Source organism: Cupriavidus necator, assembly GCF_013141915.1.
Classification (GTDB): domain Bacteria; phylum Pseudomonadota; class Gammaproteobacteria; order Burkholderiales; family Burkholderiaceae; genus Cupriavidus; species Cupriavidus necator_B.
Genome location: NZ_SROX01000007.1, coordinates 300,019 through 326,676 on the forward strand (window position 1 = coordinate 300,019; position 26,658 = coordinate 326,676).

Here is a 26,658-nt window from a genome sequence, read left to right on the forward strand (position 1 = left end):
ACGCCCCGACACCGTGAGCTTCCTGCTTACAGCGTATCGCGACGCAGAAACGGGTACGCGTTGGCCTCCGATCGCGCCCAGTGCCTCCGCCAGGCACGCAGAAACGGGTACGCAGCGAATTCTTTTAGTGTCCCCGTTGACCCTCCGGAACGTCGCCGAGGCCCGGACTTATCCACATCCCCGACCCTGGCCGGCTAACGCAGAAACGGGTACGCCGCATGCTGCGGCGCAGAACCGGGCTGCGGGGCCGCGCCGTGCTGTGCCTCGCAGATTCGGGTACGGCGTTTGCTCCAGTTGCCGGACAGGCGCGTTCGCAGAATCGGGTACGCATCGGTGAAGTCTCGCCATACGGCTAGCTAGGGGAGCCAAGTCTCACCGTAAGGCGTCGCAGAAATGGGTACGGGCCGCCCATCGCCTTATTCGCTCACGTATACGTTGGGTGTAAGTACTAGCTTTTTTTGTAAAGCGCCTGTATAATGGAAACTTGGTCAAAGTACCGTAGTGGTTTAGGAAATTCCTGACGCAGAAACGGGTACGGGCGGCGTCGCAGCATCGCCGGCCGAGCCCGCAGAAATGGGTACGGCTCGGGCGATCCACGCTGGCATGGCTCGTTCGCAGAAATGGGTACGCCGCAGAAACAGGTACGCGAAAGCGGCCAGGCGCGGCAGATCTGAGGCCAACGCAGAATCGGGTACGCTTCGGCGGGCGTTTTCGCAGAAACGGGTACGCAGCGCGCCTTAGGGGACCAGCCGGGCACTGGAGCGCGAACTTGTTTCTGCGTGGATAAGCCCGCGGCGGCGCAGTTATCCACCGGTTTTGGGCGACAGTGGCGGCTCAATCCGCCAGGCAGGCGACTATCTCGCAGAATCGGGTACGCTTTGCGGGCTCCCGCCTGTGGAGAAGCCTGTGGGCCACGCGACTTATCCCCGCAGAATCCGGTTCGCAGCGGCCGCAGATACAGGTTCGGTTGGTCGCAGATACGGGTTCGCCCCTTCGCTGAATCGGGTACGGATCGCCGCAGAATCGGGTTCGCCGGGCGCTCATTTTCCCTTATGAATCAACGGGCTCGACTTCACGTATACGGTTTACAAGTAGTTAACCCGTATCGGTATCGTTTACTGGTAGCTGATGGCTGGCGAACCGTGGACAACCCTGCCGGGTTGCCCACCGTCCGCCACCATGCGACCAGCCATTGGATCCTCCCGGCTAGCAAGAACCCCGCGAGCAATGCCGTCGCATATGTACCTGTTTCTGCGTGACAAGCTTTGCGGCTTCGAGTACAAAGGCGGGTAATCCGAAGCCAGCCACTATGCCCATCAAACGCTCCCCGGCCACCACGGGGGGAAGCGTCCTCGACCTGGACGCCGAACCCTCCCGCATCATTGTTCCCGGCAACGAGAACAACCTGGTCCCGTCCGAGAAATTCCAGCGCCTGTTCGACGAAGCGCAGGCCATGGAGCGCGAAGACGCCTGGCAAAGCGGCGAGGTCGGCTTCCTCAGCCGCGCCAGCGTCCAGGTCACGCTGCCATATCGCGCGCCCAAGGGCGCTCCGCCCGTCTGGACCCGCACCAGCGGCAATATTTCGCTGATGATCCAGCCTGGCTATTTCACGCAGCAACGCTCCGAACGCGCCACCAACGGCCGCCAGAAGCTGGTTTCGGAGACGGTGTCGCTGGGGTACCCGTACGGCTCCTATCCGCGCCTGATGCTGGCCTGGATCGGCAAGGAGATCATGGCGAAGAAAAAGCGCGGCGAGTTCACCGGCACGGTGGAAGACCGACGTATCTCGCTCGGCAACTCGCTGTCCGAGTTCATGTACAACCTCGGCATCCCGATGGCCACCGGGGGCAAGCGCGGCACCATGACGCTGGTACGCCAGCAGATGATCCGCCTGTTCTCGGCGACCATCGCGATCGTGCAGAACAAGTCGACGCCAAGCCAGAACCAGAATCCGAACCACGAGCCGCTGTCGATCGATCGCGTGGGCTACCTGCTGGCCGATCAGCTGTCGACGTGGTGGGATCCGATGCAGCCGGGCCAGGGCTCGATGTTCGAGAGCTTCGTGGTACTGTCCGAGCCTTTCTTCAACGAGCTGGTCAATCGGCCGGTGCCGGTGGACATGCGCGCGCTGAAGGCCTTGAAGCAGTCGCCGTTCGCGCTTGACGTGTACTCGTGGTTGACTTACCGGTTCTTCACGATTCAGCGCCGTACCGAGATCCCCTGGGAAGCGCTGCAGATGCAGTTCGGCACGGAAACCGAAAGTGAGCGCAAGTTCCGCGCGCTGTTCCGCAAGGCCCTGAAGGACGTGCTGGTGGTCTACCCCGGCGCCAAGGTGGACGCGGATTCGTCCAAGGCGCTGATCCTGCAGCCGTCGCGCACCAGCGTGCGCAAGCTGGGCTGAACCGCGCCGCGGGCGGACAGGCCTGGATGCAAAAAAGGCAAGCGTGAAACGCTTGCCTTTTTTGTTGCCCGTCGCGCATGCATCGCGGCGGGCGAGGGGTCAGCCGAGGCTGGATCAGGCGGGCTTGATGGCCGAAGCCTGCAGGCCCTTCGGGCCTTGCTTGACTTCAAACGTCACGCGCTGCCCGTCCTTCAGGGTCTTGAAGCCCGAGCCCTGGATTTCCGAGAAGTGCGCGAACAGGTCTGCACCACCGTCGTCCGGGGTAATAAAGCCAAAGCCCTTGGTCTCGTTGAACCACTTGACCGTACCGGTTGCCATAGGAATTTCCTTTTCGAAGCAAGTTCTTGTACACAACGCAAACAACCGTTCAAGCACGTTGAGTTCTCGTAGATACCGAACGGAAGCCGACGAGGTGACACGACTTGACTCGACTGTAGCGCGCATCATAACCACTTTGGATTACGGTGTCATGTGCGGCGTAATGCGCACTACAGATACTTTAGGCACATTCCGGCCTCCTTTTCAAGCAATTTTTCCTTCTTGTGTGTTTTCGGGCGTCGAACCACCAGTTCGGCCTCCTGGCGGTTGAAACACAAATTTTGTTAAATTGGAAAACGGTTGATGCGTCACCTGGTTTTGGCTACAGTTGCGCCTTAAGAATCAAACTGCGCTTTCAGCGCTGAAAGAGAGGTCGTGTGGCAGCCAAAATCATTACGGTCTTTAACCAGAAAGGGGGTTGCGGCAAGACCACGGTGAGCATGCACCTTGCCGGCACGCTGGGCCTGCGGGGTGCGCGATCGATGCTGGTCGACATGGACGAACAAGGCACCGCTACCCGTTGGGCGGCCCAGGCCAGCGATGAGCGGCCGTTCCCAGCCTCGGTGATCGGCCTCGCCCCATCCGGCGGCGCCATGCATCGCGAGGTCCGCAAATTTGTCCAGGATTATGACTACATCGTGGTGGATTGCCCGCCGGCAGTTCATTCGGCGGCGCCATCCAGTGCGTTGCTGATCTCCGACCTCGCCATCATTCCCGTGGTGCCTTCGCCCCCGGACCTGTGGGCGGCAGTGGCCGCCAAAACGCTTGCCCAGCACGCCCAGGTCCAGAACGAATCGCTGCTGATCCGGGTCATGGCCAATATGGTCCAGCGTCGCGTGTCGATTGCGCGCCAGGCGATTGAGATCCTTGGCGACGATGGCGAGGTCCCGCTGTTGAATTCAATGATCGGGTCGCGTTCGGCGTTCCGCGAATGCCAGGCGATTGGCTGCACCGTGCATGGCGTGGCCGGCGCGCGCGAGGCGGTGCAGGAAGTCGACATGATGGTCGATGAAGTGTTGTCTTTGATTGAGCAATAGGCATGGCTACCAAATTGAAAAGCCTGAAGGCTGGCATGCTCGCCGGCATGGCGGCCGAGAAGAGCCGCAACGATACGATGGACCGCTTCGCGCGGGCGGAAGCCGCCATTTCCCAGCATCCGAACGGCCTGCTGCAGGGCAGGGGGGCGGTCGAATCGTCCCCCGGTTTCAGCGCTGAAAGTCTCGACGACGTTGCCGCGGGCCGGCAACTGATCCGGATTCCGCTGGCGCAGCTACATGACAACCCGCTGAATGCACGCCGCATCTACGACCCCGCGGTGGTGCAGGAACGCGCCGCTTCGATCGCCACGCACGGCCAGAAGACGCCTGGCCTGGCCGCGGCTGACCCGGCGCGCCCGGGCCATTACATCCTGATCGACGGCCATTACCGCAAGCGAGCCCTGGCATCCGCCGGCAAGCTTGAAATGGAATGTTTTGTCGAGGACGACCTGAGCGACCTGGATTTCTACCGCTTGTCGTTCATGCTGAACGAGCAGCGCTCGGACCAGTCCGCCCTCGACAATGCCATTGCCTGGCGCCAGCTGCTTGACGAAGGCAAGGTCCAGAAGGAAGAGGAAATCTGCGAACTGACCGGCATCTCCGCCGGCACGGTGAACAAGACCCTGGCGTTGCTGCGCCTGCCGGAGTCGGTGCTGGGCGTGATGCTCGAACGCCCGAGCGCGATCGGGATTGCCGCCGGCTACGAACTGACGCTGTACTTCAAGCTGGTGGGCGAAGAGCGGACCCGCGAACTGGCGGCGCGGATCATCCACGACGGGCTGTCCAGCCGCGAAGTCGAGGCGATTCGCAAGCAGGCGCAGGAAGGCAAGGCGCGCAAGGTCAAGGAGATCAGCCGGCAATACAAGATCCGGACCGACAGCGGCCAGTTGCTGGGCACCATCAAGGAATGGGATTCCGGACGCGTGATGCTGGACGTGCAACTGACCGACCGCAGCGCGCGCGAGGCGCTGGTTGAAGCGCTGAAGTCGCGCTTTGGACTCGACAAGACCTTGCTCTGAAACGGGCGCCCGCCTGGCTCCGCGGTGACGCGGACGCCGAACTGACAGGCGGGGCGCGCGACTATGCGGGGGCAGTGGCGACACTGCCCTCCTTGTTTTCAGGCCATCAGATCGCGCGGCGAACGCGCCGGGAATGCCGGATCACAGCACTTGCGGTAGCGCGCCAGCGTACTGGCAAGCAAGGCGTGCAGGCCGCGCACCGAATAGCCCCCCAAAGGCTGTGCCGCGCGCTTGCGGCAGGCGCGCCCTGTGGGCGGCGCCGCCGCCGGACCGATCAGGCAGGCGTCCTCCATGCCGGGCCCATCCCATTGCAGCTGGCGGTCCTGCCAGTGGCGCGCCAGCGCAACCCGTGTCGCTGGCGCAAGTCTTCTTGATGGGCGGGACGCGTCTACATCATGGCCCACGTTGCCGGGTTCGACAGCCTTGGCGTCTGCGGGCCCAACTGGGGACAGCGATCGCAACGTCGCCGATGCCAGCTGATCCAGGCTGAGCCGTTGCTCGCGCAACAGCAGGATGGCGGCGTGCGCGGCGCGGTAGCGCTGTCCATGGCTGGCTTCGGCCCGCGCCGCCAGCCATGACAGCAAGGCGACAACACTGTCGTCCGGCAGCGGAGCGCGGGCGGGCAGCGCAGCCGCCACCGCTTCGGGGTTCGCTGCCAGTTCCGTCCCGGTCTGCGCGGGCCAGCGTGCCGCACAAACATAGCCGTTATCGTGCAGCCACCGGAACAAGGCAGCCAGCACGCGCTGGCTGTGACGCTGGCTGGCCGGGCTCAGCGGGCCGGTCAGTGGCCGCCACGCGGCCTGGTGCCGCGGCGCGCGCGGCCCGCACCAGCGGCTGGCGGGTTCGGGGCTGGCCAGGAAAGCCAGGTAGGCCTGGTGATCGTCCAGGCCCAGTTGCAACAGCCCCTTGCCGCGCTCAAGCGCGGCCCACAGCAACAACCGCTCGGCCTCCTTGCGATACGCGGCAAAAGTGCTGGCATGGCCTGCAGCGTCGCGCAACCATGCCTTGACCACCGTCACGCCCTGGCTGTACGGGCAGGCGTCGCCTGCACTGGTGGCCGGCGCCTCTCTCAGCCACTCGAGCGGCAATGGCTGGCGCAGCGCCGGACTCAGCGCCATCGGTTGCAGCGGCGCACGGTTGCCGACGTGCGCGTGCAGCAGCGGTGCGCCATCCACGCCCTTGAAGACCGCGCGATGCTCGCCGAGCCAGCGGTTGATGGCGGCGCCGGCGAGGGCACCAATGCGCGGCACCGCTCGCCACCACGCCGTACCACGCAGGTTGGCCAGGCCTAAAAGAGCCTCAAGACTCACAATTCCGGCATTGCGCAGGCGCCGCGCCAGTGCGGGGGCAAACCACAGTTCCACGCTGTGCTGGGCCTGGGGAGCCGCCGTGCCAAGCCGTTCCAGTTCACCGAGCGCATCCACCCGGCGATCCATCCCCCGGTTCGAGCGCCCGGGGCCGGCCAGCAGCAGGTCGGCCAGGTCGGCGCGCCCGTGCAGATGCGCCAGTTGAACCATGCGATCACGCAAGCCCAGCAGGATCCGCAGCGCCGACTCCGCCCCTGCGTCGTCGTCATCGGCGTCATCCGCCAGATAGCGGGGGACCACCATGGTGGCAGGCATGCCTTGGACATAGGCGCGTACGGCGGCGAACTCGCTGCGGGTAAGGCTGACTGCGGGGATGGCAGGAATCATTGCGCAGTATCGCTAACTTATTGATTTATAAGGCACCCAGCCCAAGGCAGAAATCATCCGACCCGAAATGCATAGCAAAATGCAATGCCGATAATTTTATGCGACATGGCGCGGCATGCACAGTCCCTCAGCCGTGATTCCAGCCATATGCTCGAACCAATCGGCATAAGACCGGGCGAGCGGCGCCGCAGCGCGCCGGTTGGGGATTACCCGCTGCAGCGCACCATGACCTTGCATTCGCCGGGCGTGTTTCATATGCTGCAGCTCAGGAGTTATAAATACTTAGATCAGACTTCAGCCGAATCTAAGGCTCTTGCAACACAAGCGTTTCACACGCAAACCGGGGCGATCCGGTATCTCCAGGATGAGGACGACCTGCAGCCAGACGGGAAGGCTGCACGGCGCCCCCGGAGCACTGGCGGATCGTATGGAGGTGCAACCGCAGGATAGCGGGGCACGTCCGACAAGCAAGTACGGATTGTCGCGGGGTCCGTGCTTGCCGCAATAATAAGAGAGCGGCCATGGCCACCATCCTCTTGATCGAGCCTCACCCCCTCCTGCGCCTGGGTCTGCGCCATCTGCTGGCCCAAGCACACCTCGAAGGCGACCTGCTGGACATCGATCCGCTGGCGCCCATCGATTCCGACCTTTGGCTCAATAATGCCGACCTGATGGTCTACGGACTGCCGGCCGACCAGGCCAGCGGCTGGTCCATGCTCAAGCAGGTGTGTCAGCAGCTACGACCGCAACGGGTACTGGTCCTCAGCGAGCAGGCGATGCCGGCGCTCCCCGAGGGCGGATTGCCCGAGCCGGTGCGCGGCTGCGTGCCGAAACACTGCAGCGCGGACGCGCTGGATGCGGCGGTGCGGCTGGTGCTGGCCGGCGGCGAGTGCTTCCCGGCGTGGAGCCAGCCGATGCCAGGCCGGCACGCCGGCACGGACGCCGACGCGCCGCGTCCGGCGGCGGTCCCGGGCGATGCCCGGGTGGTGGCGCTGCGCCCTGCGGTGGACGATGCCGGACACGACCGCGCGACGCCGGTGGCGCAACGCCAGTTCGCCGCGCACGCCACGGCGTACGAAACGCCATCGGCCGGCGCGCACCTGCTGAACATCACCGAGCGCCAGTATGAAGTGCTGGCATTGCTGGCGCGGGGCTATCCGATCAAGACCGTCAGCCGCATGCTGAACATCTCGATCGCCACGGCCAAGACGCATGCCTGTACGCTGTATCAGCGCCTGCATGTGCGCAACAAGGGCGAAGCGGTCTACGTGGCCCTGCAAAAGGGCGCCACGCTCAACTGGGCGGGACCGGATCCGGCTGCGCCGTCGACGCGAGCGCCCGCGCCGGTGGGCCAGGCGGCCTGAGCTGGCTGCCTTGGCAACCGGACGGGCGCCGGCACCATGGCGGGCGGCGCCTCATCCTTCTGCCGCCCGGCGCTCCGCCAAAAGCATGAGGCAAGGGTGGCAGCGGCTTGCTACCTTCTCAGGGAAGGCACCTGCACAGACCGACGCCGGCGGGTCGGCGCTGGCGCGATGCCTTCCCCGCCGGGCCGCACCGCAGCCCGGACCCGACCGCACGGCCACCGCCATGGCCGCCCGGGTTGCCGCCGGACCGAGTCAATGCCGACCTACCTGATCGCCAGCAATGAAATGATGTGCCGTGTCCTCGCACGGCGCCTGCACGCGCTGGACTTGCCGAAGCCGATCACCTGCCGCACGCTGCAATGGCTGCAGGCATCAGCGCATGCCCCGGCAAGCGCTGCGCCGGCGCGGACCGCTACCCAGGACCCTCAGCGCGCCCCGGGCCAGACGGCTGCGCACGCCGGCGCGCCGCAGGCGCCGGATCCCGCGGATCTTGCCGTGATCGATTGCAGCGGCCTGGACGGCGACCCCCGCGCATGGCTGGACCAACTGCACGCGTGCCTGGCGCCGCGGCGCTGGCTGGTGTTGTCGGATCGTCTCGATCCCGCGCTGGTCTTGCATGCCGCCTTGCTCGGCGCGAGCGGTTGCCTGGCGTTGCCCGCGGCGGTGGACCTGGTGTGCGCGGCCACCGCGCTGGTGTGGGCCGGCGGCCAGTGTTTTCCGCGCATGGCGCTGTCCTTGGGCGGGGCTCGGGCGTCTCCTCCCTCCCTCCTTTGTGCGACCCGTCCTACAACCACCGGATGAGGGCGCAACGTTGCTGGTGGCCTATGCTTGATTCGCCCGGAGGCAGAAGCTGGCCCTCATTCGCAGGCTGGCCGTCCCGGGGAGAAGGGGGTCGTATGGAGGCAGGACTGGAGTTCCTCGTCGTGCGCGGCTTTGCGGTGCGCGAGGGCCGGGGAAAGTGGGCGTGCTGCTTCGAGATCAGGCTCGCCGCCCATCGTGAGGAAGGTTGCGGCGCGGGTGGCGCCACCGGCAGCGATGAGCCGCTGCTGTACCGGGGAGAACTGCATGGGCGCCAGTTCGATTGCGAGCTGGCCGCCGCCGATGCCGCGCAGGCCGCCGGCGAGCGCGAAGCCTTGCTGCGCGTGGAGAGCATCAAGGCGCTGATCATCGCGCAGCATCGGCACCGTGTGCCGCCCTCACTGGTGACCTGAACCTGCAGGCACGCGCAGCGGTTGTGCAGCAGCGGCACCCGGCGCGAGCGCCCGGTGCCGCTGTGCGTTTGTGTGGACCGCACCGCGTGGGCGATGCCGTGCAGGCCGTACCGCGCGGGTCGCATGGTGGCACCCCCTGGCCGCCGTTTCGGCGCCGCATGCGCGCCGGCAAAAAAAGAAGCCCGCCGACCGGGGGACCATGCGGGCTTTGAAAACGCTGCCCGGTGATGCATGGGCAGCGATCCCGATTGAACATATCGAATTGCGCAAAGACTCTCTATCCACCAGAAGGCCAATGCCGTCATGCACTCTCAACCTGTCTGCACCCTGACCGGCGCGGGTAGGGCCCGCGATGCGCGCGCGTGCCGCGCCGGACGATCCGCCCAAGCGGGCGATGCCGCCGCGCGCGGCGTGGTGGTACGCTGCGCCACCAGACCCTGACGCCTACCCCTTGCGCACGCCCATGAGCCACTGGCATCTCATTTCCCTGTTCGGCGAATCCGCGTACCTGCTGCCTTGCGCCGTGTTCCTGTCACTGTGGCTGTACTGGCGCGGCGCGCCTGGCAGCGCGCGCCACTGGGTGCTGGCGTTCGCCGCGGCAGCGCTGCTGGTGCTGGCGTCCAAGCTCGCGTTCCTGGGCTGGGGCATTGGCAGCGCGGCGCTGAACTTCACCGGCTTCTCCGGCCACGCGATGATGGCGGCGTCAGTGCTGCCGGTGCTGCTTTACCTGGCGGTGCCGGCGGCGTGGCGGCGCGTGGGCTGGATCGCGGCGAGCGCGGGCGTAGGCCTGGCATTGCTGGTGGGGGTGTCGCGGCTGGCGCTGCACGCGCACTCGGTGTCGGAAGTGGGGGGCGGCCTGGCGGTAGGGCTGTGCGTGAGCCTGCCGTTCATCCTGCGGCGTACCACGCCGCACGGGCCGCTGGCGATGGTGCTGGCCAGCCTGGTGCTGGCCACGGCCCTGGTGATGCCGATGACCGGCACCGTGGGCGCCTCGCACGAGCTGATCCAGCAGCTTGCCATGCTGCTGTCCGGCCGCGACCGCACCTTCCAGCGCGGCGAATGGGCCATGCGCGGGCGCGCGGCGGGGCACGCCAACCTCCACGCCTTCGTGCGCCCCGGGTCATGCTGAGCGCGGGCGCGCCGGACTGATTTTCCCGCCACGGGCTGTGTGCGCCCGCCAACAGACACTGGCGGGCGCCTCGGCAACCATCGCTCCATCGAGCATTGCACTCGCGGTGGGCAGCCATGGCATCCAGTTCGACCTTTGCGGCAGAGCGCCACACGGCGCTGCACCTGTTGTACCGGCTGGCCGACGCGGTGCTGGTCGGCACCTGCGCGGTGATGATCGGTGCGCTGTACTTTCCGGAGGGCATCCGCGGCGCCGCGCCGGTCCACGGCTTCCTTGCCGCGCTGTGTTCGGTGGGCGTGCTGGCGGTGTTTCCCGCTTTCGGCATCTACGAATCGTGGCGCGGCCGCAGCCGCGCGGCGCTGGTGCTGCGCCTGCTCGCGGCGTGGGCCACGGTGTTTATCGTCGGGCTGATGACGGCGTTCCTGATGCACCAGATTGCCGCGGTGTCGCGGGTCTGGTCGCTGGCCTGGTTCGGTTCCAGCCTGCTTGCGCTGGGGGGTGTGCGCGCCGTCATGTTCCGCATGCTGGGCAACGTGCGCGAACAGGGCATCAACGCCAAGCGCGTGGTGATCTTTGGCTACGGGCCGCTGGGCCGCGAGATGTACCTGCGCGTGGACCAGATCCGCGCCGCGGGCTACCGCGTGGTCGGCATCTACCATGAGGAGCCGATCGCGGTGCCGCATGGCGTGGTCTCGCTGCGCACCATGGACGAGGTCAACCTGTTCGTGCGCAGCCAGGCCGTCAGGGAAATCTGGCTGACCCTGCCGATGGTGGCTTGCCGCGACCTGTACGACGTGGTGCGGCAGTTCCGCAATGAGCTGATCGACATTCGCTGGATCCCCGACGTGATGTCGGTGGAACTGCTGGGCCACCGCTTCAGCGAGTTCCTGGGCCTGCCCGTGATCGACCTGAACAGCCCGCCGGTGTCGGGCATCACCGGGTTGCTCAAGGCCAGCTTCGACCGCGCCTTCGCGCTGGCGGCGCTGATCGGGATGGCTCCACTGCTGCTGGTGGTGGCGGCACTGGTGAAGCTGTCGTCGCCGGGGCCGGTGCTGTTCCGCCAGCGCCGGCTGGGCATGGACGGGCACCCGTTCGAGGTCTTCAAGTTCCGCACCATGCGCCTGCATGCCGATGTGGGCGTGACACAGGCGGTACGCGGCGATGCGCGCGTGACCCGGGTCGGCGCCTTCCTGCGCCGCACCAGCCTGGACGAGTTGCCCCAGTTCTTCAACGTGCTGCGCGGCGAGATGTCGGTGGTGGGCCCGCGCCCCCATGCGATGGAGCACAACGAGCTCTACAAGGAGCTGATCGACCGCTACATGCTGCGGCACCGGGTCAAGCCGGGCATCACCGGCTGGGCCCAGATCAATGGCCTGCGCGGCCAAACCGACACCGTCGAAAAAATGCGCCGGCGTATCGAGTTCGACATCTACTACATCCAGCACTGGTCGTTCCAGCTCGACCTGCAGATCATCCTGCGCACCGCGCTGCACGGCTGGACCGGCGCCAGTGCGTATTGAGCCGGCCGCGGCGGGCCCGGGGAGCGCATGGGTTAGTGCGCAAACGTACCGAAGCCGCAGCTTGTTAAGCGTGCAATAGGCCGCACACATAAAAACGGGAGGTGTTCCATGAAAGCAACCATCCGCGGCATCCTGAGCGAAGTGGCCCGGCTCGATGTACCGCTCGCCGACCTGGCAGACAGCGATGACCTGTATGCCGCCGGCTTGTCGTCGCTGGCCACCGTGCACGTGATGCTCGCGCTCGAGAACGCTTTCGATATCGAGATCCCGGACCAGATGCTGACGCGCCAGCTGTTCCGCAGCGTCGATTCCCTGGCCGCCGCGGTCGAGCAGATCCGGCAGCAACAGGAGGCAGCATGACCCCCGTAGCCAGGGTGGCACTGGCCCATTCCAGCGCGGAACCGGACGTCGTGCGGGCGAGCGGCGAAGCGCTGCTCGCCGCCGCCCAGGCCGCTGCCGCGGTCGCGCAGGCGCACGCCGACGCGGTCGACCGCGACGCGCGCTTCCCGCAGGAAGCCTGCGACAGCCTGCGCCAGCATGGCCTGATCGGCGCCATGGTGCCCGCCGCGCAGGGCGGCGCCGGCGCCTCGCTGGCCACGGTGGCGGCAATCTGTCGGGTGCTCGGCGCGGCGTGCGCGTCAACCGGCATGATCTACGCCATGCACCAGATCCAGGTGGCCTGCGTAATCGAACACGGCACCGGCAGCCCCTGGCACCAGGACCTGCTGGCACGCATTGCCGCCGAGCAGCTGCTGCTGGCTTCGGCTACCTCAGAGGAGGCCATTGGCGGCGCGCTGCGCAGCAGCGGCTGTGCGCTCAACGTCGAGGGCGAGCGCTTTCACCTGCTCAAGATGGCGCCGACCATTTCCTACGGCGCGCATGCTGACGGCATCCTGATCACGGCGCGCCGCCATGCCGACGCCGCGCCATCGGACCAGGTCCTGGTGTGCGCGCTGAAGCCGGACTACACGCTGCAAAGCCTGAACACGTGGGACACGCTGGGCATGCGCGGCACCTGCAGCAATGGCTTCCGCCTCGAAGCCGCGGGCGAGCTGGCGCAGGTGCTGCCGGTGTCGTTCGGCGAAATTGCCGACGCCACCATGACGCCGGTATCGCACATCCTGTGGAGTGCCCTGTGGCTCGGCATCTGCAGCGATGCGGTGGCGCGCGCCAAGACTTTCTTCCAGGGCCAGGCACGGGCGCGTCCCGGCTCGCTGCCGCCGTCGGCGGCGCGCGTGGCCGAAGCGGTCAGCCTGCTGCAACTGATCGAAGGGCGGCTGGAACTGGCGCTGGAACAGCAGCGCCAGCGCCATGCCGAGCCCTCGGTGTCCACCGCATTCGCATTGGCCGCGGGCATGAACGGGCTCAAGACCGCGGTGTCCTCGCTGGCGCTTGAGGCGGTGCAACAGGCCATGCTGGTGTGCGGCATGGCGGGCTACAAGCACGGCACGCCGTTCAGCCTGGGCCGCCACTTGCGCGATCTGTGGTCGGCGCCGCTGATGATCAACAACGATCGCATCCTGACCAACACGGCCAATCTGTTGCTGGCCGACCGTTCCTGAGGGAGATCGCATGGACGTCCATCCCCTGACCGACGCCGGCGCCCTGGGCGGCGCCCCGGCCGAGACCGACGCCGCAGCGCTGCGCGGCAAGCCGGCGCCGGGCGCATCCGGCCCCACGTTCCTCGAGCAGCTGGTGGCCGAGGGCCTGATGATTCCGACCGGCGTGCCCGGCCTCTATGGCCGCAATACCACCTTCGAATCGATCTGCGAAGGCATGAACGCCTTCATGACGCGACTGGGGCACGACCTGGGCGCCGAAACGCTGCATTTCCCGCCGGCCATGGGGCAGGCCGACTTCGAGACCAGCGGCTACCTGAAGAGTTTTCCGCAACTGGCCGGCACCATCCACAGCTTCTGCGGCGACGACAAAGGCCATCGCCGCCTGCTGGCACGCCTGCAGGACAAGGAAGACTGGACTGACCAGCAGCAGCCGACCGGCGTGGTGCTGACTCCGGCCGCGTGCTATCCGGTCTACCCCGTGATCGCGCGGCGCGGCCCGCTGCCCGAGGGCGGCAAGGTGGTCGACGTGCTGTCGTACTGCTTCCGCCACGAGTCTTCGCTGGAGCCGACCCGCCTGCAGCTGTTTCGCCAGCGCGAGTATGTCTGCCTGGGAACCCAGCAGCGCATCGCGGCGTTCCGCGAGCAGTGGCTTGCGCGCGTGCCGGACCTGGGCGAGGCGCTGCAGCTGCCGGTGGAAATCGACGTCGCCAACGATCCGTTCTTCGGGCGCGGCGGCAAGCTCGTGGCCGAAAGCCAGCGCGAGCTCAGGCTCAAGTTCGAGCTGCTGATTCCGATCAACGACGGCGCGCCGCCCACGGCGTGCATGAGCTTCAACTACCACATGGACCACTTCGGCAACATGTGGCAGCTGCGCGGCGCGGACGGCGCCGTCGCGCACACGGGCTGCGTCGGCATCGGCGTCGAGCGCATGGCGCTGGCGCTGCTGCGCCACCACGGACTGGATCCGGCACGCTGGCCCCAAACCGTGCGCGACACGCTGTGGGGGGGGTAAATGTACGGCGACGGCAGAGCCAGGGTTCGCGCAGGTCGCTCCACCTGGCATGGCGGCAATCCGGTCTGGTCCCATGCGAACCAGCAGATCGACCTGTGGGTCGAGCTGCTGCAAGGGTGGGATCTCGAGCCCATCGCCGCACTGCCGTTCACCGTGGCGCAGGACTTCGAGGGCGACCAGTTCACGCTCTCGGCGTTCCCGGCCAACGACCTTGAACGCCTGTATGGCATCGTCACGCACGAGCTGTCGATGTACGACCGGCTCGAGGCGCATGTTGCCACCCAAACCGCGCGCGGCAACGTGGTGCTGCTGGAAGTCGACAGCTATCAACTGCCGCAGCCGGCCGGCACGTATCGCCGCCAGCATATGCGCTCGTGCATCGGCATTGACGTGCTGGTGCCCGAGGCGGCCGCCGTGGGCTACTTCCACGGCGACGGCTACCACACCGCCAGCGGTGACGACTATGCCGCCATCTTCCGCCCAGCAACCGTGGGTTACGGCGAGGTGGCGGCGTTTCCGCATGCGTCGGTGGCGCGGCGGCGCTTTGCCGCGCAGACCGATGCCGCGCTGATGCGGACGTCGCTGGAGCTGCTGCGTCATCACCTGTCGCGCCGTCCGCAGCACAACCCGATCAGCGTGTTCCGCATGGCGTTCCCGGGCCATCTCGAGCAACTGATGGTGCGTGGCGAGCCCAACTTCCAGGTCTATGCGGCCAGCGTGCTGCGCCAGCTGGGTGTCAACTTCGAACTGCTCGGACGCTATCTGCGCTGGCTGGTGCTGCACGGGCACGCGATGCCCGATTGCATCGGCGAGGCCTGCTACACCATGGCCTCCGAAGCCATGGTGATGCAGTTCCGGTTGATGCGCGCGGTGATCAGCCGCAAGTCCGATCCATGCCACGACTGCCTGGACCAGCTCGAGCAGGCCTACCAGGGCACGGTACCCGCCCTGGCCACGCACCTGGGCGCGAGCGTCGCATGAGGGCGCGCGACGTGGCGCCACTGGCGCAAGGCCAGGGCGCGCCCACGACCTCCGCCATGACCACGGCCACGACCCCTGTCACGTCGGACCCCACTGCGCTGGCGATCGCGCCCGGCGTGGCGGTCGGCCCCGGCGCGCTAGCCGGCGAATGGCGCTGGCTGGAAACGCTGCCGGACGCGGCGCAGGCGCCGGCTGATCTTGCGCCCGATGCGGCGTGGCTGCCCGCGCCCGTGCCCGGCACGGTGGCGGCGGCCATGCGCGCGGCGGGCCGCTGGGACGACAGCGCGCCGCCGCCGCTGCACCGGCATGACCACTGGTACCGCGTGCGCTTTGTCGGCAGCGGGGCGCGCACGCTGCGCTGCAATGGCCTGGCGACGCTGGCCGAGGTGTGGCTCAACGGCGTGCTGGTGCTGACCACGCGCCATATGTTTGCCGCCCACCAGGTCGCGGTGCAGCTGGCGGGCGACAACACGCTGCACCTGTGCTTCCGCGCATTGCATCCGTGGTTGCGCAGGCAGCGCGGCCCGGTCCGCTGGAAGCCGCGCATGATCGTGCCGCCCACGCTGCGCGCGGTCCGCACCACGCTGCTGGGCCACATGCCGGGCTGGTGTCCGCCGGTCCATGCGGTCGGGCCCTGGCGCAGCATCGAGTTGCTCGATCCGGCCAGCGCCGATCCGCTGCACGGCGTGCGCGCCGAGGTCAGCACGCAGCTGGACGGCACCGACGGCATCATCGCGCTGACCCTGCACTTCCCCGGACCGGCGCCGGCGCAGGCGCGCTGGCTGGCAGCGGATGGCGACAGCGAAATCTGGGGCCAGCTGGCGCGCGTTTCCGCGCAGGTGCTGGCCGGTACGCTGCGCGTGCCGCAAGCGCGCCGCTGGTGGCCGCATACGCATGGCGACCCCGTGCTGTACCGCGTCGAGGCCCGCCTCGGCGCGCAGGCGCTGCATTGCGCGCGGGTGGGCTTTCGCACCGTGGAAGAAGACCGCGAGGGGGAGCCCGGCGCCTTTGCGCTGCGCATCAACGGCGAGCGCATCTTCTGCCGCGGTGCCTGCGTGTCCAGCCATGACCTGCCCGGGCTGGCCGACAGCGACGAGGCCGTGGCCCGCTGGCTGCAGCTGGCGCGCGACGCAGGCATGAACATGGTGCGGGTCAGCGGCGTCACCTGCTACCCCGGCGAGGCCTTCTATCGCTGCTGCGACGCATTGGGCCTGATGGTGTGGCAGGACTTCATGTTCGCCAATTTTGACTATGGCGCAGACCCGCAAGCCGCGTGTGGCCTGATGGACGATGCCGCGCGCGAAGTCGGGCAGTGGCTGCTGTCCACGGGCGCGCATCCGGCCATCGCCGTGCTGTGCGGCGGCAGCGAAGCCGAGCAGCAGGCGGCCATGCTGGGCGCGCCGCGTGGCGACTGGCGCCAGCCGCTGTTCGACGCGCTGATCCCCGGCCTGGTGGCCAGGCACCGTGCCGACGTGGTCTATGTGCGCAACTCGCCCAGCGAAGGCGCGTGGCCGTTCCAGCCCGATACCGGCATCACCCATTACTACGGCGTGGGCGCCTACCAGCGTCCGCTGACGGACGCGCGGCTGGCCAACGTGCGCTTTACTTCCGAGTGCCTGGCCTTTGCCAACGTGCCCTGCGCGCGCACGCTGAACCAGCATGGCCTGACCCAGCCGCTGCACGATCCGCGCTGGAAGGCGCGGGTGCCGCGCGATGCCGGCGCGACGTGGGACTTCGAGGATATCCGCGACTTCTACTTGCGCAAGCTGTACCAGGTCGATCCGCCGCAGCTGCGCTACGAACGCCCGGCGCGCTACCTGGCGCTGTCGCGCGCGGTGGTGGCCGAGATCATGACCGAGGTCTTCAGCGAATGGCGCCGCGTGGGTTCCACCTGCGCGGGCGGGCTGGTGTGGCAGTTGCAGGACCTGTTGCCCGGCGCCGGCTGGGGCATCGTCGATGCGTGCGGGCGCCCCAAGTCGCCGTGGCATGCGCTGCGCGCGGTGTGGCAGCCGCTGCAGGTGCTGCTGACCGACGAGGGCCTGAATGGCCTGCATGTGCATGTCATCAATGAAACCGCGCAGGCGCGCACGGTGCAGCTGACGCTGCGCTGCCTGCGCGACGGCGAGGTGGTGGCGGCGCAGGCGCGGCAGGTGCTGGCGCTGCGGCCGCGCGAGTGCTGCCGGATCGCCGCGGCGGCGATGCTCGACCACTTCTTCGACTTCACCTACGCCTACCGCTTCGGGCCGCCCGCCCACGACGTGGTGCTGGCCACGCTGCATGCTGATGACGACAGTGGCGGTGCGCCGCTGAGCCAGGCGGTCTATCTGCCTGACCGCAGCGCCGGGGCGCTGGCGCCGCCCGAGCTGCATGGCAGCGTCGAATGCGTGGAGGGCCAGTGGTGGCTGCACGTGGGCACGCGCCGCTTTGCGCGCTGGGTGCATATCGAAGATCACGTGTTCGTGCCGGACCACGACTGGTTCCACCTGGGACCAGGGGAAACGCGGCGCATCCGCCTGATGCATGAGGGCGGACCTGGTGCGGCGTCCGGCGCCATCCCTTCGGGGGAGATCTACGCCATCAACGCCGCCCGGCCTGCCAGCTACGACGCGCAGGGCCTATAGGGCATACCAGGCCTGCAGGACGCGCCAGTCCGACGCCGGCAGCCGGGCTCCTCCTTGCCATGCCTGGCCTGGCAGCGCGTCATGCGCGCTCGCCACCGGCCCGCTGCCGGCCGGTTACTTGCATTCGCCGCCACGCCTGGACGCCGCGCCGGCCTGCTACCAACCAACCAAAGGATGAACGAGTACCAGCCGTCTGCCTACTGTCGCTTCTGTGCGCCATGGCACTTAATACAGTCAACAGACGAGGCAGGCACATCGCACACCGCAGGGCTTGCGCGTCGGGACGGAAAGCGGCTTGCGGCCCGTCATCAGTCAGTCATGTGCGGTGTCAACAAGTCGGTAAGCATCAGTCACGGGTGGAGCGGTACAGCCGGGCTTTGCACCACGCAGCCAGTGCGCGAGCGGCGGCCCAGTGCCGGTCCCGGGTCAACGGGGAGAATCAGCATGATCACGCAACGGTCGGACCTGCATGTCAATCATCTGCTCAATGCCTTGCCGCGGCAGGAATGGGAGACGCTGTCGCGCCACTTTGAACTGGTCCGGCTACGTGCCGGCGAACTGCTGACCGACACCAGCCAGCGCATCGTGCATGTGTACTTCCCGACCACCTCGGTGGTGTCGCTGCTGTCGCTGCTCGAAGACGGCGCCACGGTCGAGTTTGCCGCGGTCGGCAATGAAGGCCTGGTCGGCATTCCGGTCGTGACGGGTGGCGATACCATGCCCAGCCGCGTCGAAGTGCGCAGCCCGGGCTTCGCCTATCGCATTCCCGCGCGCGCCCTGCGTGCCGAGCTGTCCTACCTGCCGACCCTGCAGCGGGTCACGCTGCTGTATGTGCAGGCGGTGCTGACGCAGATCGCGCAGACCGCGGCATGCAACCGCCACCATTCGCTGAACAAGCAACTGTGCCGCTGGCTGCTGCTGGCGCGCGACCGCATGAACTCCAACGAACTGGTGATCACCCAGCAGGTCATCGCCAACATGCTGGGCGTGCGCCGCGAAGGCGTTACCGAAGCGGCCGGCAAGCTGGAAAACCTCGGGCTGATCCACCACAGCCGCGGCCATATCACCATCCTCGATCATTGCGGGCTCGAGAAGCACTCCTGCGAATGCTACAAGCTGGTCAAGCGCGAGTACGACCGCCTGTTGCCCGCACTGGCCCACGCCTGAAGCGCCACGGGCGCGCGGCACGGCAGGGACCGTGCGCCCGCGGAGCTGGCGGCGCTTGCCGTTGGCGTCAGGCGTCTGCCCGCTACGCAGGCTCGGCCGCGCCAAACGCCGACAGCAGGCCGGCGACGACGGTTTCATAAGCGCACTCCATTGTGTCCAGGCACTCGGCGCAGCGGTCCGGACGGCCGCGCGCCATGGCCCGGGCCAGGCGGAACTGCAGCACCTTGCTTTCCGAGGCCATGCGGTTGGCCGCCTGCGCGACGTGCGCGGGCACATCGTAACCATGCTCGCCGAACCAAGCGAGGCAGTGATGCAGCATCTCGAAGTTCGCCCCCAGCTGGCGCGGCAGGTTGAAGCCGTAGTGATGGAAGTAGGCATCGCCGCGCGCCAGGATCACCGCGACGTGTTCGTCGAAGTCGGCGCGCCAGCGCGTGACCGGGTTCAGCGCGGGGCGGCGGCCCAGGTGGTGGCGCATCAGCGCCGCGGCGGCATCGGCCGCAGCCGCGCCGTGCAGCGGCGCACGCACGCGCTTGGCGCATTCGGCGTACGGAAACAGGATGTTGCCGTCGCGCAGCTCGGGCGTCAGGCGCAGCAGGCCGCGGTAGTCCTCGCCCTCGGCGGTGTGGTAGCCCAGGCTGTGATAGTAGGACAGCCGCTGCGCAGCGGGGTCGATCCGGTCGATTGCGACGGTGGTCTTCACATGCGCCTGGCGGTAGGCGGTGGTGCGAGTGTCGGGCAGGTAGTAGCTATCCATCTCGACCAGCACGGTATGGCCGCGCCCGACCTGTTCGACCAGGTGGGCCTGCAGCGTGTCGTAGACCGCCATCTCCTGCACCACCGTGCCGTACAGCAGCTCGATGTCCGCCTGCGGATACTTGAAGAAGGTGAAATGGTCGCCCTCGTAGTCCTGCGCCACGGTGAAGGCCAGCGCCGCGCGCGGGTCGAGCTCCCAGCCATACAGCAGCTCGATCCACAGGTCCATGTAGCAGTTGGTCTCCTGCCAGATCGAGGCTTCATCGTGCAGCCAGCGCTGCACCGGCCGGGCCACGCGGCACGGCGACTGGCGCGTGTAGTGGTAGCCGCCGCGGTCGGGGGCCGTGGTTGCCGTGGTTGCTGCCGTAGTTGCCACCGCCTGCTCCATGTCGTTTCTCCGCCGTACGCGCATGCCGCCGGGCCGCGATGGCAAGCGGCGCCCCTGCACGGCCCACTGTATTGCAACGCCGGCGGCCGCCGCTATCGGTGCGTTCTCCAACAGAGCGCGCGCGATCGCACGCCGCCGCGGCGCGCATGTTCGCGACCTGCCCCGGCGGCCCAAGTGGCGTGTGCGGAATCGAACAGATTGCGCCAGGGCGCCTGCCTAGACTGGCTGGCATCCCCGTCATGGCGGTCAGGGACCGCTGCCGGGCGTACCCGTTTCTGCGATGCTGCCGCAGTGGCTGCGCAGGGCCGGGCGCAACGCGCGGGACGCTTTGAACAGCCGACACGCCAGGAGGCATGATGCGAATTCGGACCCGGGAAGAGAACCAGACGCCGCCGCCGGTCAACGGCGAAATCCATGCTGCCCTGCAGGGCCTGGGCGACCGGGCGGCGCATTGCGCCGCGGTGCCGGTGGTGCAACCCGTGATCCTTGCCGGCGGCGCCGGTACGCGCCTGTGGCCGCTGTCGCGCGAGCAGTTCCCCAAGCAGCTGCTGAACCTGATTGCCGAAGACACGCTGCTGGAAGCCACGGCCAACCGCCTCGCCGGCGTGGCCGCGCTGGCGGGCCGGCCGGACGGCATGGAGGCGGCGCAGATCGTGGTCTGCGGTGAAGAGCACCGCTTCATGATCACCGACATGATGAAGCGCGCCGGCAAGCCGGCGCGCGTGCTGTCCGAGCCGTGCGGGCGCAATACCGCGCCGGCGCTGACGGTGGCCGCGCTGCATGCGCTGGCCGCTGCGGGCGAGGGCGGCGATGCGGTGCTGGTGGTGACGCCGGCCGACCACAGCGTGGCCGATGTCGCGTCCTTCCGGGAGGCCATCGCCACGGCGATCCAGCATGCGGACCTCGGTGCCATCGTCACGCTGGGCGTGAAGCCGGTGGCGCCGGAAACTGGCTTCGGCTACATCCGCGCGGCGGGCGGTGCGGACCATGGCGCCTTCATGCTGGACCGCTTCGTCGAGAAGCCGCATCTGGAGCTGGCCAAGCACTATGTCGAGTCCGGCGAGTTCTGGTGGAACAGCGGCATCTTCGTGGTGCGGGCCTCGGTGTGGCTGCGCGCGGTGGCCGAGTTGCAGCCCGAGATGGCTCGGCAATGCCGCGCCGCCTATGCGGCCAGCGAACCAGCCGCCTGCGCCGGCGAAGTGCTGTGCCTGGGCAAGGAGGCGTTCCACGCCTGCCCGTCCGACTCGATCGACTACGCGGTGATGGAGAAGCTCGAGACCTTGCCGGATATCGCCGGCATGCTGGTGCCGCTGGATGCGGGCTGGTCCGACGTGGGCTCATGGGCGGCGATCTGGGATATCGCGCCGAAGGACGCCAGCGGCAACGCCGGGCGCGGACGGGTGCTGTTCGACGGTGCCAGCTCGTGCCTGGCGCATTCCGAAGGCCGCCTGATCGCGTGCGTCGGGGTGCAGGACGTCGTGGTGGTGGAAACCGCCGATGCGGTGCTGGTGGTGGACAAGGCCCACGTGCAGGACGTGAAGAACATCGTGCAGCGGATCCGCTCCGAGCATGGCAATGAAGTGGTGAACCATCGCAAGGTGCGCCGGCCCTGGGGCTGCTATGACTCGATCGATCGCGGCGACCGCTTCCAGGTCAAGCGCATCGTGGTCGAGCCCGGCGCCAGCCTGTCGCTGCAGATGCACTACCACCGCGCCGAGCACTGGGTGGTGGTGCGCGGTACCGCGCGCGTGACCTGCGGCGACAACATCAGCATTCTTTCGGAAAACCAGTCGACCTATATCCCCATCGGCACCCTGCACCGGCTGGAGAACCCGGGCAAGACGCCGCTGGAGATCATCGAGGTGCAGTCGGGCGCTTACCTGGGCGAAGACGACATCGTGAGGTTCGAAGACAACTACGGGCGCAAATAAGGGGTCGGCGGCCAGTGTGTTGCGCCGTGCGCGCCGGCAGGCGCGGCGGGCACGCACCGGTTGCCGCGTGATCAGCGAGAGGCAGCGTTTGGCGGGAGAGATGTCGTGAGCAGAATGTCATTTGCCGGAGCCGTACCGGTACCCGACCAGGTGTCGCCGCGCAGCGGCGCGAACGCGCGCTTGTTGCTGGACCACGCCGGCTGGATCCTTGCCGCCGGGCTGACCGGCGCCGCCATTGCCTGGCTGGGGTGGCTATCCACGCCTGACCTGTATCGCGCCAAGTCGCTGGTGCAGCTGCAGACGCGCGACGGGGCCGGCCGCGCGGCCACGCCGCAGCTGGACCTGGGCATGCTGAAGAGCCGCGCCGTGGTCGGGCCGGTGGTCGAGCGCCTGCACCTGGATATCGAAGTCCAGCCGCTGCGCGCGCCGCTGCTGGGCAGCCTGGCCAACCACTTCGCCGAGCCCGGCAAGCTGCGCGGCCCGTGGCCGGCCGAGCTAGGCTATGCGTGGGGCGGCGAGCGGGTGGCGGTGGAGCGCCTCAACGTGCCGGCGCGCCTGCTCAACGTGCCGTTGACGCTGGAGATCCTGCCCGACAACGGCTTCCGGCTGAGCGGACCGCAGGCGCAGGTCGAGGGCCGCGCGGGCCAGCTGGCCGAGGCCGGTGGCATCTCGATGCTGGTGGGGCGGATCGAGGCCCGGCCGGGTACGCGCTTCCTTGTGACGCGGCGCGACCTGACGCTGACCGTCGATGCCGTCACGCGCGAGTTGCGCGTGGAGGGCGAATCGAGCGACGCCACCACGCTGCGCATCAGCTGGCAGAACCGCGACCCCGCCACCGCGGCCGCGCTGGTCAACGGCATTGCCGATTCCTATATCAAGGGCCAGGCCGAGCAGCGCCAGGACGACACCGCCGCGACGCTGGCTTTCCTGTCCGGCGAACTGCCGCGCGTGAAGGCCGAGCTGGAGCGCGCCGAGAGCGCGCTGACGCGCTACCGCTCGCGCTCGGGCTCGCTGGCGCCGAGCCAGGACGTGCAGTCCTACCTGAACGGCAGCATGGAATACCAGCGCCAGATCGCACTGCTGCGCCTGGAGCGGACCAAGCTGCTGCAGCGCTTTACCACCGAAGCCAACGAGGTCCGCACGGTCGACAGCCAGATCCAGCAGCTCACGCGCGAGCGCCAGGAGATGGACGCGCGCATGCAGAACCTGTCGGCGTCCGAACGCGAGTCGGTGGCACTGACGCGCGACGTCAAGGTGGCCGAAGACATGTACATGACCCTGCGCAACAAGGTCGAGCAGCTGTCGCTGGCGCAGCTCGACCGCACCGGACAGGTGCGCATCGTCGACAACGCGCTCACGCCCACCGTGCCGGTCGGCATGGGGCCGTGGACGCCGGCCGCGGGCGGCGGCATGCTGGGCATGTTGCTGGCAGCCGGGGCACTGACGCTGCGCCAGCGCGTGCGGCCCACCGTGGCCAGCGCCAATGACGCCGAGGACAAGCTTGGCATCACCATGCTGGGCGACATTGCCTTCAGCCGCGAGCAGGCCACGCTCGAGCGCATGGTGTCGGCCAAGGCCCTGCTGGGCGTGGCCGCGGGCTATGCCGTGCCGCCGTCGGCGCGCCTGGAACGGCCGCAGCCGTCGAGCGCGGTGATCGATGTGTCGGCGCTGGAGCATGACAGTGCCGACCGGTTGCTGCGGCTGGGCTTGCACGACCAGTTCCTGCTGGCGCGCAACGCGCCGCATTCGCTGGCGGTCGAAGGGCTGCGCAATATCCGCGCCGCGGTGCATTTTGCCCTGCGCAGCGCGCCAGACCATGTCATCGCCGTCACCAGCCCCGCGCCCGGGGCGGGCAAGACCTTTGCGTCGGTGAACCTGGCCGTGCTGTTCGCCGAAGCCGGGCAGCGCGTGCTGCTGATCGACGCCGACCTGCGCCGCGGCCGGGTGGCCAGCTGGTTCGACCAGCCCGCCGAATCCGGCCTGGCCGAGCTGCTGAGCGGGCAGGTGCCGCTGTCCGCCGCGGTGCGGCCCACGGTCGTGAACGGGCTGTCGATCCTGCCGGCGGGCTTGCCGCCGCCGAACCCATCGGAACTGCTGATGCGCCCGGGCATGGCCGAAGCGCTGCGGCAGTGCGCTGCCCGCTTCGACCTGGTGCTGATCGACACCCCGCCGGTGCTGGCGGTGGCCGATGCCAGCCTGGTCGCGAACCTGGCGGGTTCGACCCTGGTGGTGCTGCGTGCGGACGCTACCCTGCCCGGCCAGGTCGATGAAACACTCAAGCGCCTGCAGCGGGCCGATGCGCGCCTGCTGGGCGGCATTCTCAACTGTGTGATCGCCAAGCGCAGCAACCGCGCCGAGTTCGACAGCGTCAACCCTTACCTCGGCATGCCGGCGACCGCGCCGATCTCGCGCCGGATCGGGCAGGCGCTGCACCGCGAAGAGAAGAAAGAATAAGAGGCGCAGAAGCGGGGAGCGTACCCGTTTCTGCGTGGATGGGTGGGTCTGTTCCACCGGCTCGGCGGCAGACCATCCACTTGCCAGGAGGCGACATGAGGCGCCTGATGTTCGAAGGCTGTGCCGGCTGGCTGCACGAGGCACCAGGCACAACGGGGGTGGTCCTGTGCGCGCCGCTGGGCCACGAGGCGATGTGGTCGCACCGGGCATGGCGGCATCTGGCCGACGATCTCGCCGCGGCCGGCATGCCGGTGCTGCGTTTCGACTATCCGTGCACCGGCGACTCGGCCGGTGCCTGCGAGGCGGCACACTTCCTCGGGCGCGCCGCCTCGAGCATTGTCGCCGCGGCCGCGCAGCTGCGCGCCCTGACCGGGGTGGAGCGCATCGTACTGTGCGGGCTGCGCGCCGGCGCAAGCCTCGCGGTGCAGGCCGCCGAGGCGATGCGCTCACACCCGGCATGGGAGGGTGGCGTGGCCGGGCTGGTGCTGATCGCGCCGGTGGTCAATGGCCGCGCCTACCTGCGCGAACTGCGTGCGCTGCATCTGAACTGGCTCAACAGCGTCGGGCCGACCGAAACCCCGCAACCGGCGCCGGCCGGCGCGCTCGATGTGCTGGCCTACCGCTTCACTGCCGACACCGTGCGCGAACTCGAGGCGCTGCGCCTGGACCGCGGCACCTCCTGTCCCGCGCCGCGCGTGCTGCTGCTTGACCCGTGGCCCGGTACCCCTTCCGCGACCGGCGCGCTGGCGCAGCGCTACACGGAAGGCGGCGTGCAGGTCGAGGCGGCCGCATTCCCCGAATACGCCGAGATGATGCAATCGGCCGAGTTTGCCGGGGTGCCGGCACAGGCCTGGCGGCAACTGGTGCAGTGGCTGGCGCGGATGCCGGCCGCGCTACCGGCGGCACGTTGGACCATGCCTGGCGCGTCGCGTGCGGCGTCCCTGCGCGTGGCCGTCGACGGCGTGGTCGAAGAGTCGGTCTGGCTCGACGCACGGCGCCAGTTCGGCGTCCTGTGCATGCCGAGCGATGCGGCACCAGCGCCGGTCGCGGTGATCTTCCCGAATACCGGCGGCAATCACCATGTCGGCGATGGCCGCATGTTCGTCACGCTGTCGCGCCGGCTGGCAAGGCTGGGCGTGGCCGCGCTGCGGCTGGACGTGGCGGCGCTGGGCGACAGCCCGCGCGCGCCACGCAGCATGAGCATTCCCGAAATCTACTCCCCCGCGCCGCGCGCGGACGTGAGCGCCGCGGTCGACTGGATGCGCGCGCGCGGTTTCCGCGGCATCGTGCTGGCCGGCGTGTGCTCCGGCGCTTTCCTGAGCCTGCACGCCGCATTGGCCAACCCCGGCGTGGACGGCCTGGTGCTGGCCAACCTGGTGAAATTCCGCTGGGACCGCGCTGATGCCCGCAGCGCGGGCAAGGGGGCGAGATCGTGGCAAGGCTGGCTCTCGGCCGCGCGCCGTGGCGGCAACTGGCAACGGGTGTTGCAGGGGCAGGTGCGGATCGGCGCGCTTGCCGCGGCCATGGCGCGCCATGCGTACCGGCACGCCACCGAGCGCGTCGCGTTCCGCTTGACGCGGCTGCGCGGTGGCGAAGATTTGGCGTCAGCCACGGCTTACGCGCGGGCGGCGATGCGCAGCCTGAATGAGCGTGGGGTGCGGACGGACATGCTGTATGGGGCGGAGGACGTGGGGCTCGATGAGGCTCAGCTCCGTTTTGGCAGAGATCTGGAAGCGCTGGCGGCGTTCACGCATATCACTGTGCATCGGCATGGGTGTATGGATCATGCGTTGTTTCTGACGGAGGCGAGGCAGATTTTTTGTGACCAGGTGGTCAGGCATGTGGTGGGGACATTGGCTGCGATGGAGGCGGTGGGGGAGGGGTTGCCGCAGGGTGCGAAGGTGTGTTGATGGTTTGTTGGGATTGGTGGGCGAGGCTGATTTGGCGGTGTCGCAGACGAGTGTTAGGGTTTTTTGGGAGGGGTGGTGTTGGTGACATGCTGTCGGCTTTTGAACCGCCTGGTTCCGCCCTGCTGGGCGGGTCACTTTTTGTCCGAGCGACAAAAAGTAACCAAAAAGCGCGTTTACTGCCCTGCG

Annotated in this window: 20 protein-coding genes; 17 read left to right on the forward strand and 3 right to left on the reverse strand. The window is 68.1% G+C overall.

What is annotated here, in order from left to right:
- Window positions 1-1,309: 1,309 nt before the first annotated feature.
- Window positions 1,310-2,401 carry a replication protein RepA gene (locus E5S69_RS16015; protein WP_171515623.1) on the forward strand — a complete coding sequence of 364 codons (1,092 nt, stop codon included), beginning with the start codon at window positions 1,310-1,312 and terminating at the stop codon, window positions 2,399-2,401.
- A 114-nt stretch (window positions 2,402-2,515) separates the two neighbouring features.
- Here the strand turns inward: E5S69_RS16015 and E5S69_RS16020 are convergent, their stop codons facing one another.
- A complete protein-coding gene (locus E5S69_RS16020; RefSeq protein ID WP_006159056.1) occupies window positions 2,516-2,719 on the reverse strand; it encodes a cold-shock protein in 204 nt (67 codons plus the stop codon).
- A 377-nt stretch (window positions 2,720-3,096) separates the two neighbouring features.
- Here E5S69_RS16020 and E5S69_RS16025 point away from each other — a divergent pair, with 377 nt between their 5' ends.
- Together E5S69_RS16025 and E5S69_RS16030 are read left to right on the forward strand one after the other, a co-directional pair.
- A complete protein-coding gene (locus E5S69_RS16025; protein WP_171515624.1) occupies window positions 3,097-3,756 on the forward strand; it encodes an AAA family ATPase in 660 nt (219 codons plus the stop codon).
- Window positions 3,757-3,758: 2 nt separating this feature from the next.
- Window positions 3,759-4,775, forward strand: coding sequence for a ParB/RepB/Spo0J family partition protein (locus tag E5S69_RS16030; protein ID WP_171515625.1), 1,017 nt, complete (start codon window positions 3,759-3,761; stop codon window positions 4,773-4,775).
- Window positions 4,776-4,873: 98 nt separating this feature from the next.
- Here E5S69_RS16030 and E5S69_RS16035 read toward each other — a convergent pair whose 3' ends face one another.
- Window positions 4,874-6,469, reverse strand: a complete 1,596-nt coding sequence (locus tag E5S69_RS16035; RefSeq protein ID WP_171515626.1) for a phage integrase family protein — start codon at window positions 6,467-6,469, stop codon at window positions 4,874-4,876.
- Between the two features lie 521 nt (window positions 6,470-6,990).
- Between E5S69_RS16035 and E5S69_RS16040 the strand changes: the two genes are divergently transcribed.
- The 11 genes from E5S69_RS16040 (at window position 6,991) to E5S69_RS16090 (ending at window position 19,036) form a co-directional block, all read left to right on the forward strand.
- Window positions 6,991-7,833: a response regulator transcription factor gene (locus E5S69_RS16040; RefSeq protein ID WP_171515627.1), complete on the forward strand. Its 843-nt coding sequence runs from the start codon at window positions 6,991-6,993 to the stop codon at window positions 7,831-7,833.
- A gap of 255 nt (window positions 7,834-8,088) precedes the next feature.
- Window positions 8,089-8,634, forward strand: coding sequence for a response regulator transcription factor (locus E5S69_RS16045; RefSeq protein WP_171515628.1), 546 nt, complete (start codon window positions 8,089-8,091; stop codon window positions 8,632-8,634).
- A gap of 95 nt (window positions 8,635-8,729) precedes the next feature.
- Entirely contained in the window at window positions 8,730-9,044 is a 315-nt protein-coding gene (locus tag E5S69_RS16050) for a hypothetical protein (protein ID WP_171515629.1), read from the forward strand.
- Window positions 9,045-9,396: 352 nt separating this feature from the next.
- On the forward strand, window positions 9,397-10,173 hold the full coding sequence (locus E5S69_RS16055) for a phosphatase PAP2 family protein (RefSeq protein WP_236901357.1): 777 nt from the start codon (window positions 9,397-9,399) through the stop codon (window positions 10,171-10,173).
- Window positions 10,174-10,289: 116 nt separating this feature from the next.
- Window positions 10,290-11,693: an undecaprenyl-phosphate glucose phosphotransferase gene (locus tag E5S69_RS16060; protein WP_171515630.1), complete on the forward strand. Its 1,404-nt coding sequence runs from the start codon at window positions 10,290-10,292 to the stop codon at window positions 11,691-11,693.
- 108 nt (window positions 11,694-11,801) lie between these two features.
- Window positions 11,802-12,053: an acyl carrier protein gene (locus E5S69_RS16065; protein WP_171515631.1), complete on the forward strand. Its 252-nt coding sequence runs from the start codon at window positions 11,802-11,804 to the stop codon at window positions 12,051-12,053.
- On the forward strand, window positions 12,050-13,255 hold the full coding sequence (locus E5S69_RS16070) for an acyl-CoA dehydrogenase family protein (RefSeq protein ID WP_171515632.1): 1,206 nt from the start codon (window positions 12,050-12,052) through the stop codon (window positions 13,253-13,255). The genes E5S69_RS16065 and E5S69_RS16070 overlap by 4 nt, the downstream gene beginning before the upstream one ends.
- Before the next feature lie 10 nt (window positions 13,256-13,265).
- The gene (locus E5S69_RS16075) at window positions 13,266-14,267 is read left to right on the forward strand and encodes an amino acid--[acyl-carrier-protein] ligase (protein ID WP_171515633.1); all 1,002 of its coding nucleotides are present in this window, start codon (window positions 13,266-13,268) and stop codon (window positions 14,265-14,267) included.
- Window positions 14,268-15,248, forward strand: coding sequence for a DUF1839 family protein (locus tag E5S69_RS16080; protein WP_171515634.1), 981 nt, complete (start codon window positions 14,268-14,270; stop codon window positions 15,246-15,248).
- Window positions 15,249-15,304: 56 nt separating this feature from the next.
- On the forward strand, window positions 15,305-17,869 hold the full coding sequence (locus E5S69_RS16085; protein WP_171515663.1) for a glycoside hydrolase family 2 protein: 2,565 nt from the start codon (window positions 15,305-15,307) through the stop codon (window positions 17,867-17,869).
- A 444-nt stretch (window positions 17,870-18,313) separates the two neighbouring features.
- Complete coding sequence (locus E5S69_RS16090) at window positions 18,314-19,036, forward strand: Crp/Fnr family transcriptional regulator (RefSeq protein WP_012354880.1); 723 nt, start codon at window positions 18,314-18,316, stop codon at window positions 19,034-19,036.
- Between the two features lie 82 nt (window positions 19,037-19,118).
- Here E5S69_RS16090 and E5S69_RS16095 read toward each other — a convergent pair whose 3' ends face one another.
- Window positions 19,119-20,177, reverse strand: a complete 1,059-nt coding sequence (locus tag E5S69_RS16095; protein WP_171515635.1) for a DUF1839 family protein — start codon at window positions 20,175-20,177, stop codon at window positions 19,119-19,121.
- A 356-nt stretch (window positions 20,178-20,533) separates the two neighbouring features.
- Between E5S69_RS16095 and E5S69_RS16100 the strand changes: the two genes are divergently transcribed.
- From E5S69_RS16100 to E5S69_RS16110, 3 genes are all read left to right on the forward strand, one after another.
- Window positions 20,534-22,108, forward strand: coding sequence for a mannose-1-phosphate guanylyltransferase/mannose-6-phosphate isomerase (locus E5S69_RS16100; protein WP_423766642.1), 1,575 nt, complete (start codon window positions 20,534-20,536; stop codon window positions 22,106-22,108).
- Window positions 22,109-22,222: 114 nt separating this feature from the next.
- The gene (locus E5S69_RS16105; protein WP_171515665.1) at window positions 22,223-24,562 is read left to right on the forward strand and encodes a polysaccharide biosynthesis tyrosine autokinase; all 2,340 of its coding nucleotides are present in this window, start codon (window positions 22,223-22,225) and stop codon (window positions 24,560-24,562) included.
- A gap of 95 nt (window positions 24,563-24,657) precedes the next feature.
- Window positions 24,658-26,472: a serine aminopeptidase domain-containing protein gene (locus tag E5S69_RS16110; RefSeq protein ID WP_171515636.1), complete on the forward strand. Its 1,815-nt coding sequence runs from the start codon at window positions 24,658-24,660 to the stop codon at window positions 26,470-26,472.
- The last annotated feature ends 186 nt before the right edge of the window (window positions 26,473-26,658 follow it).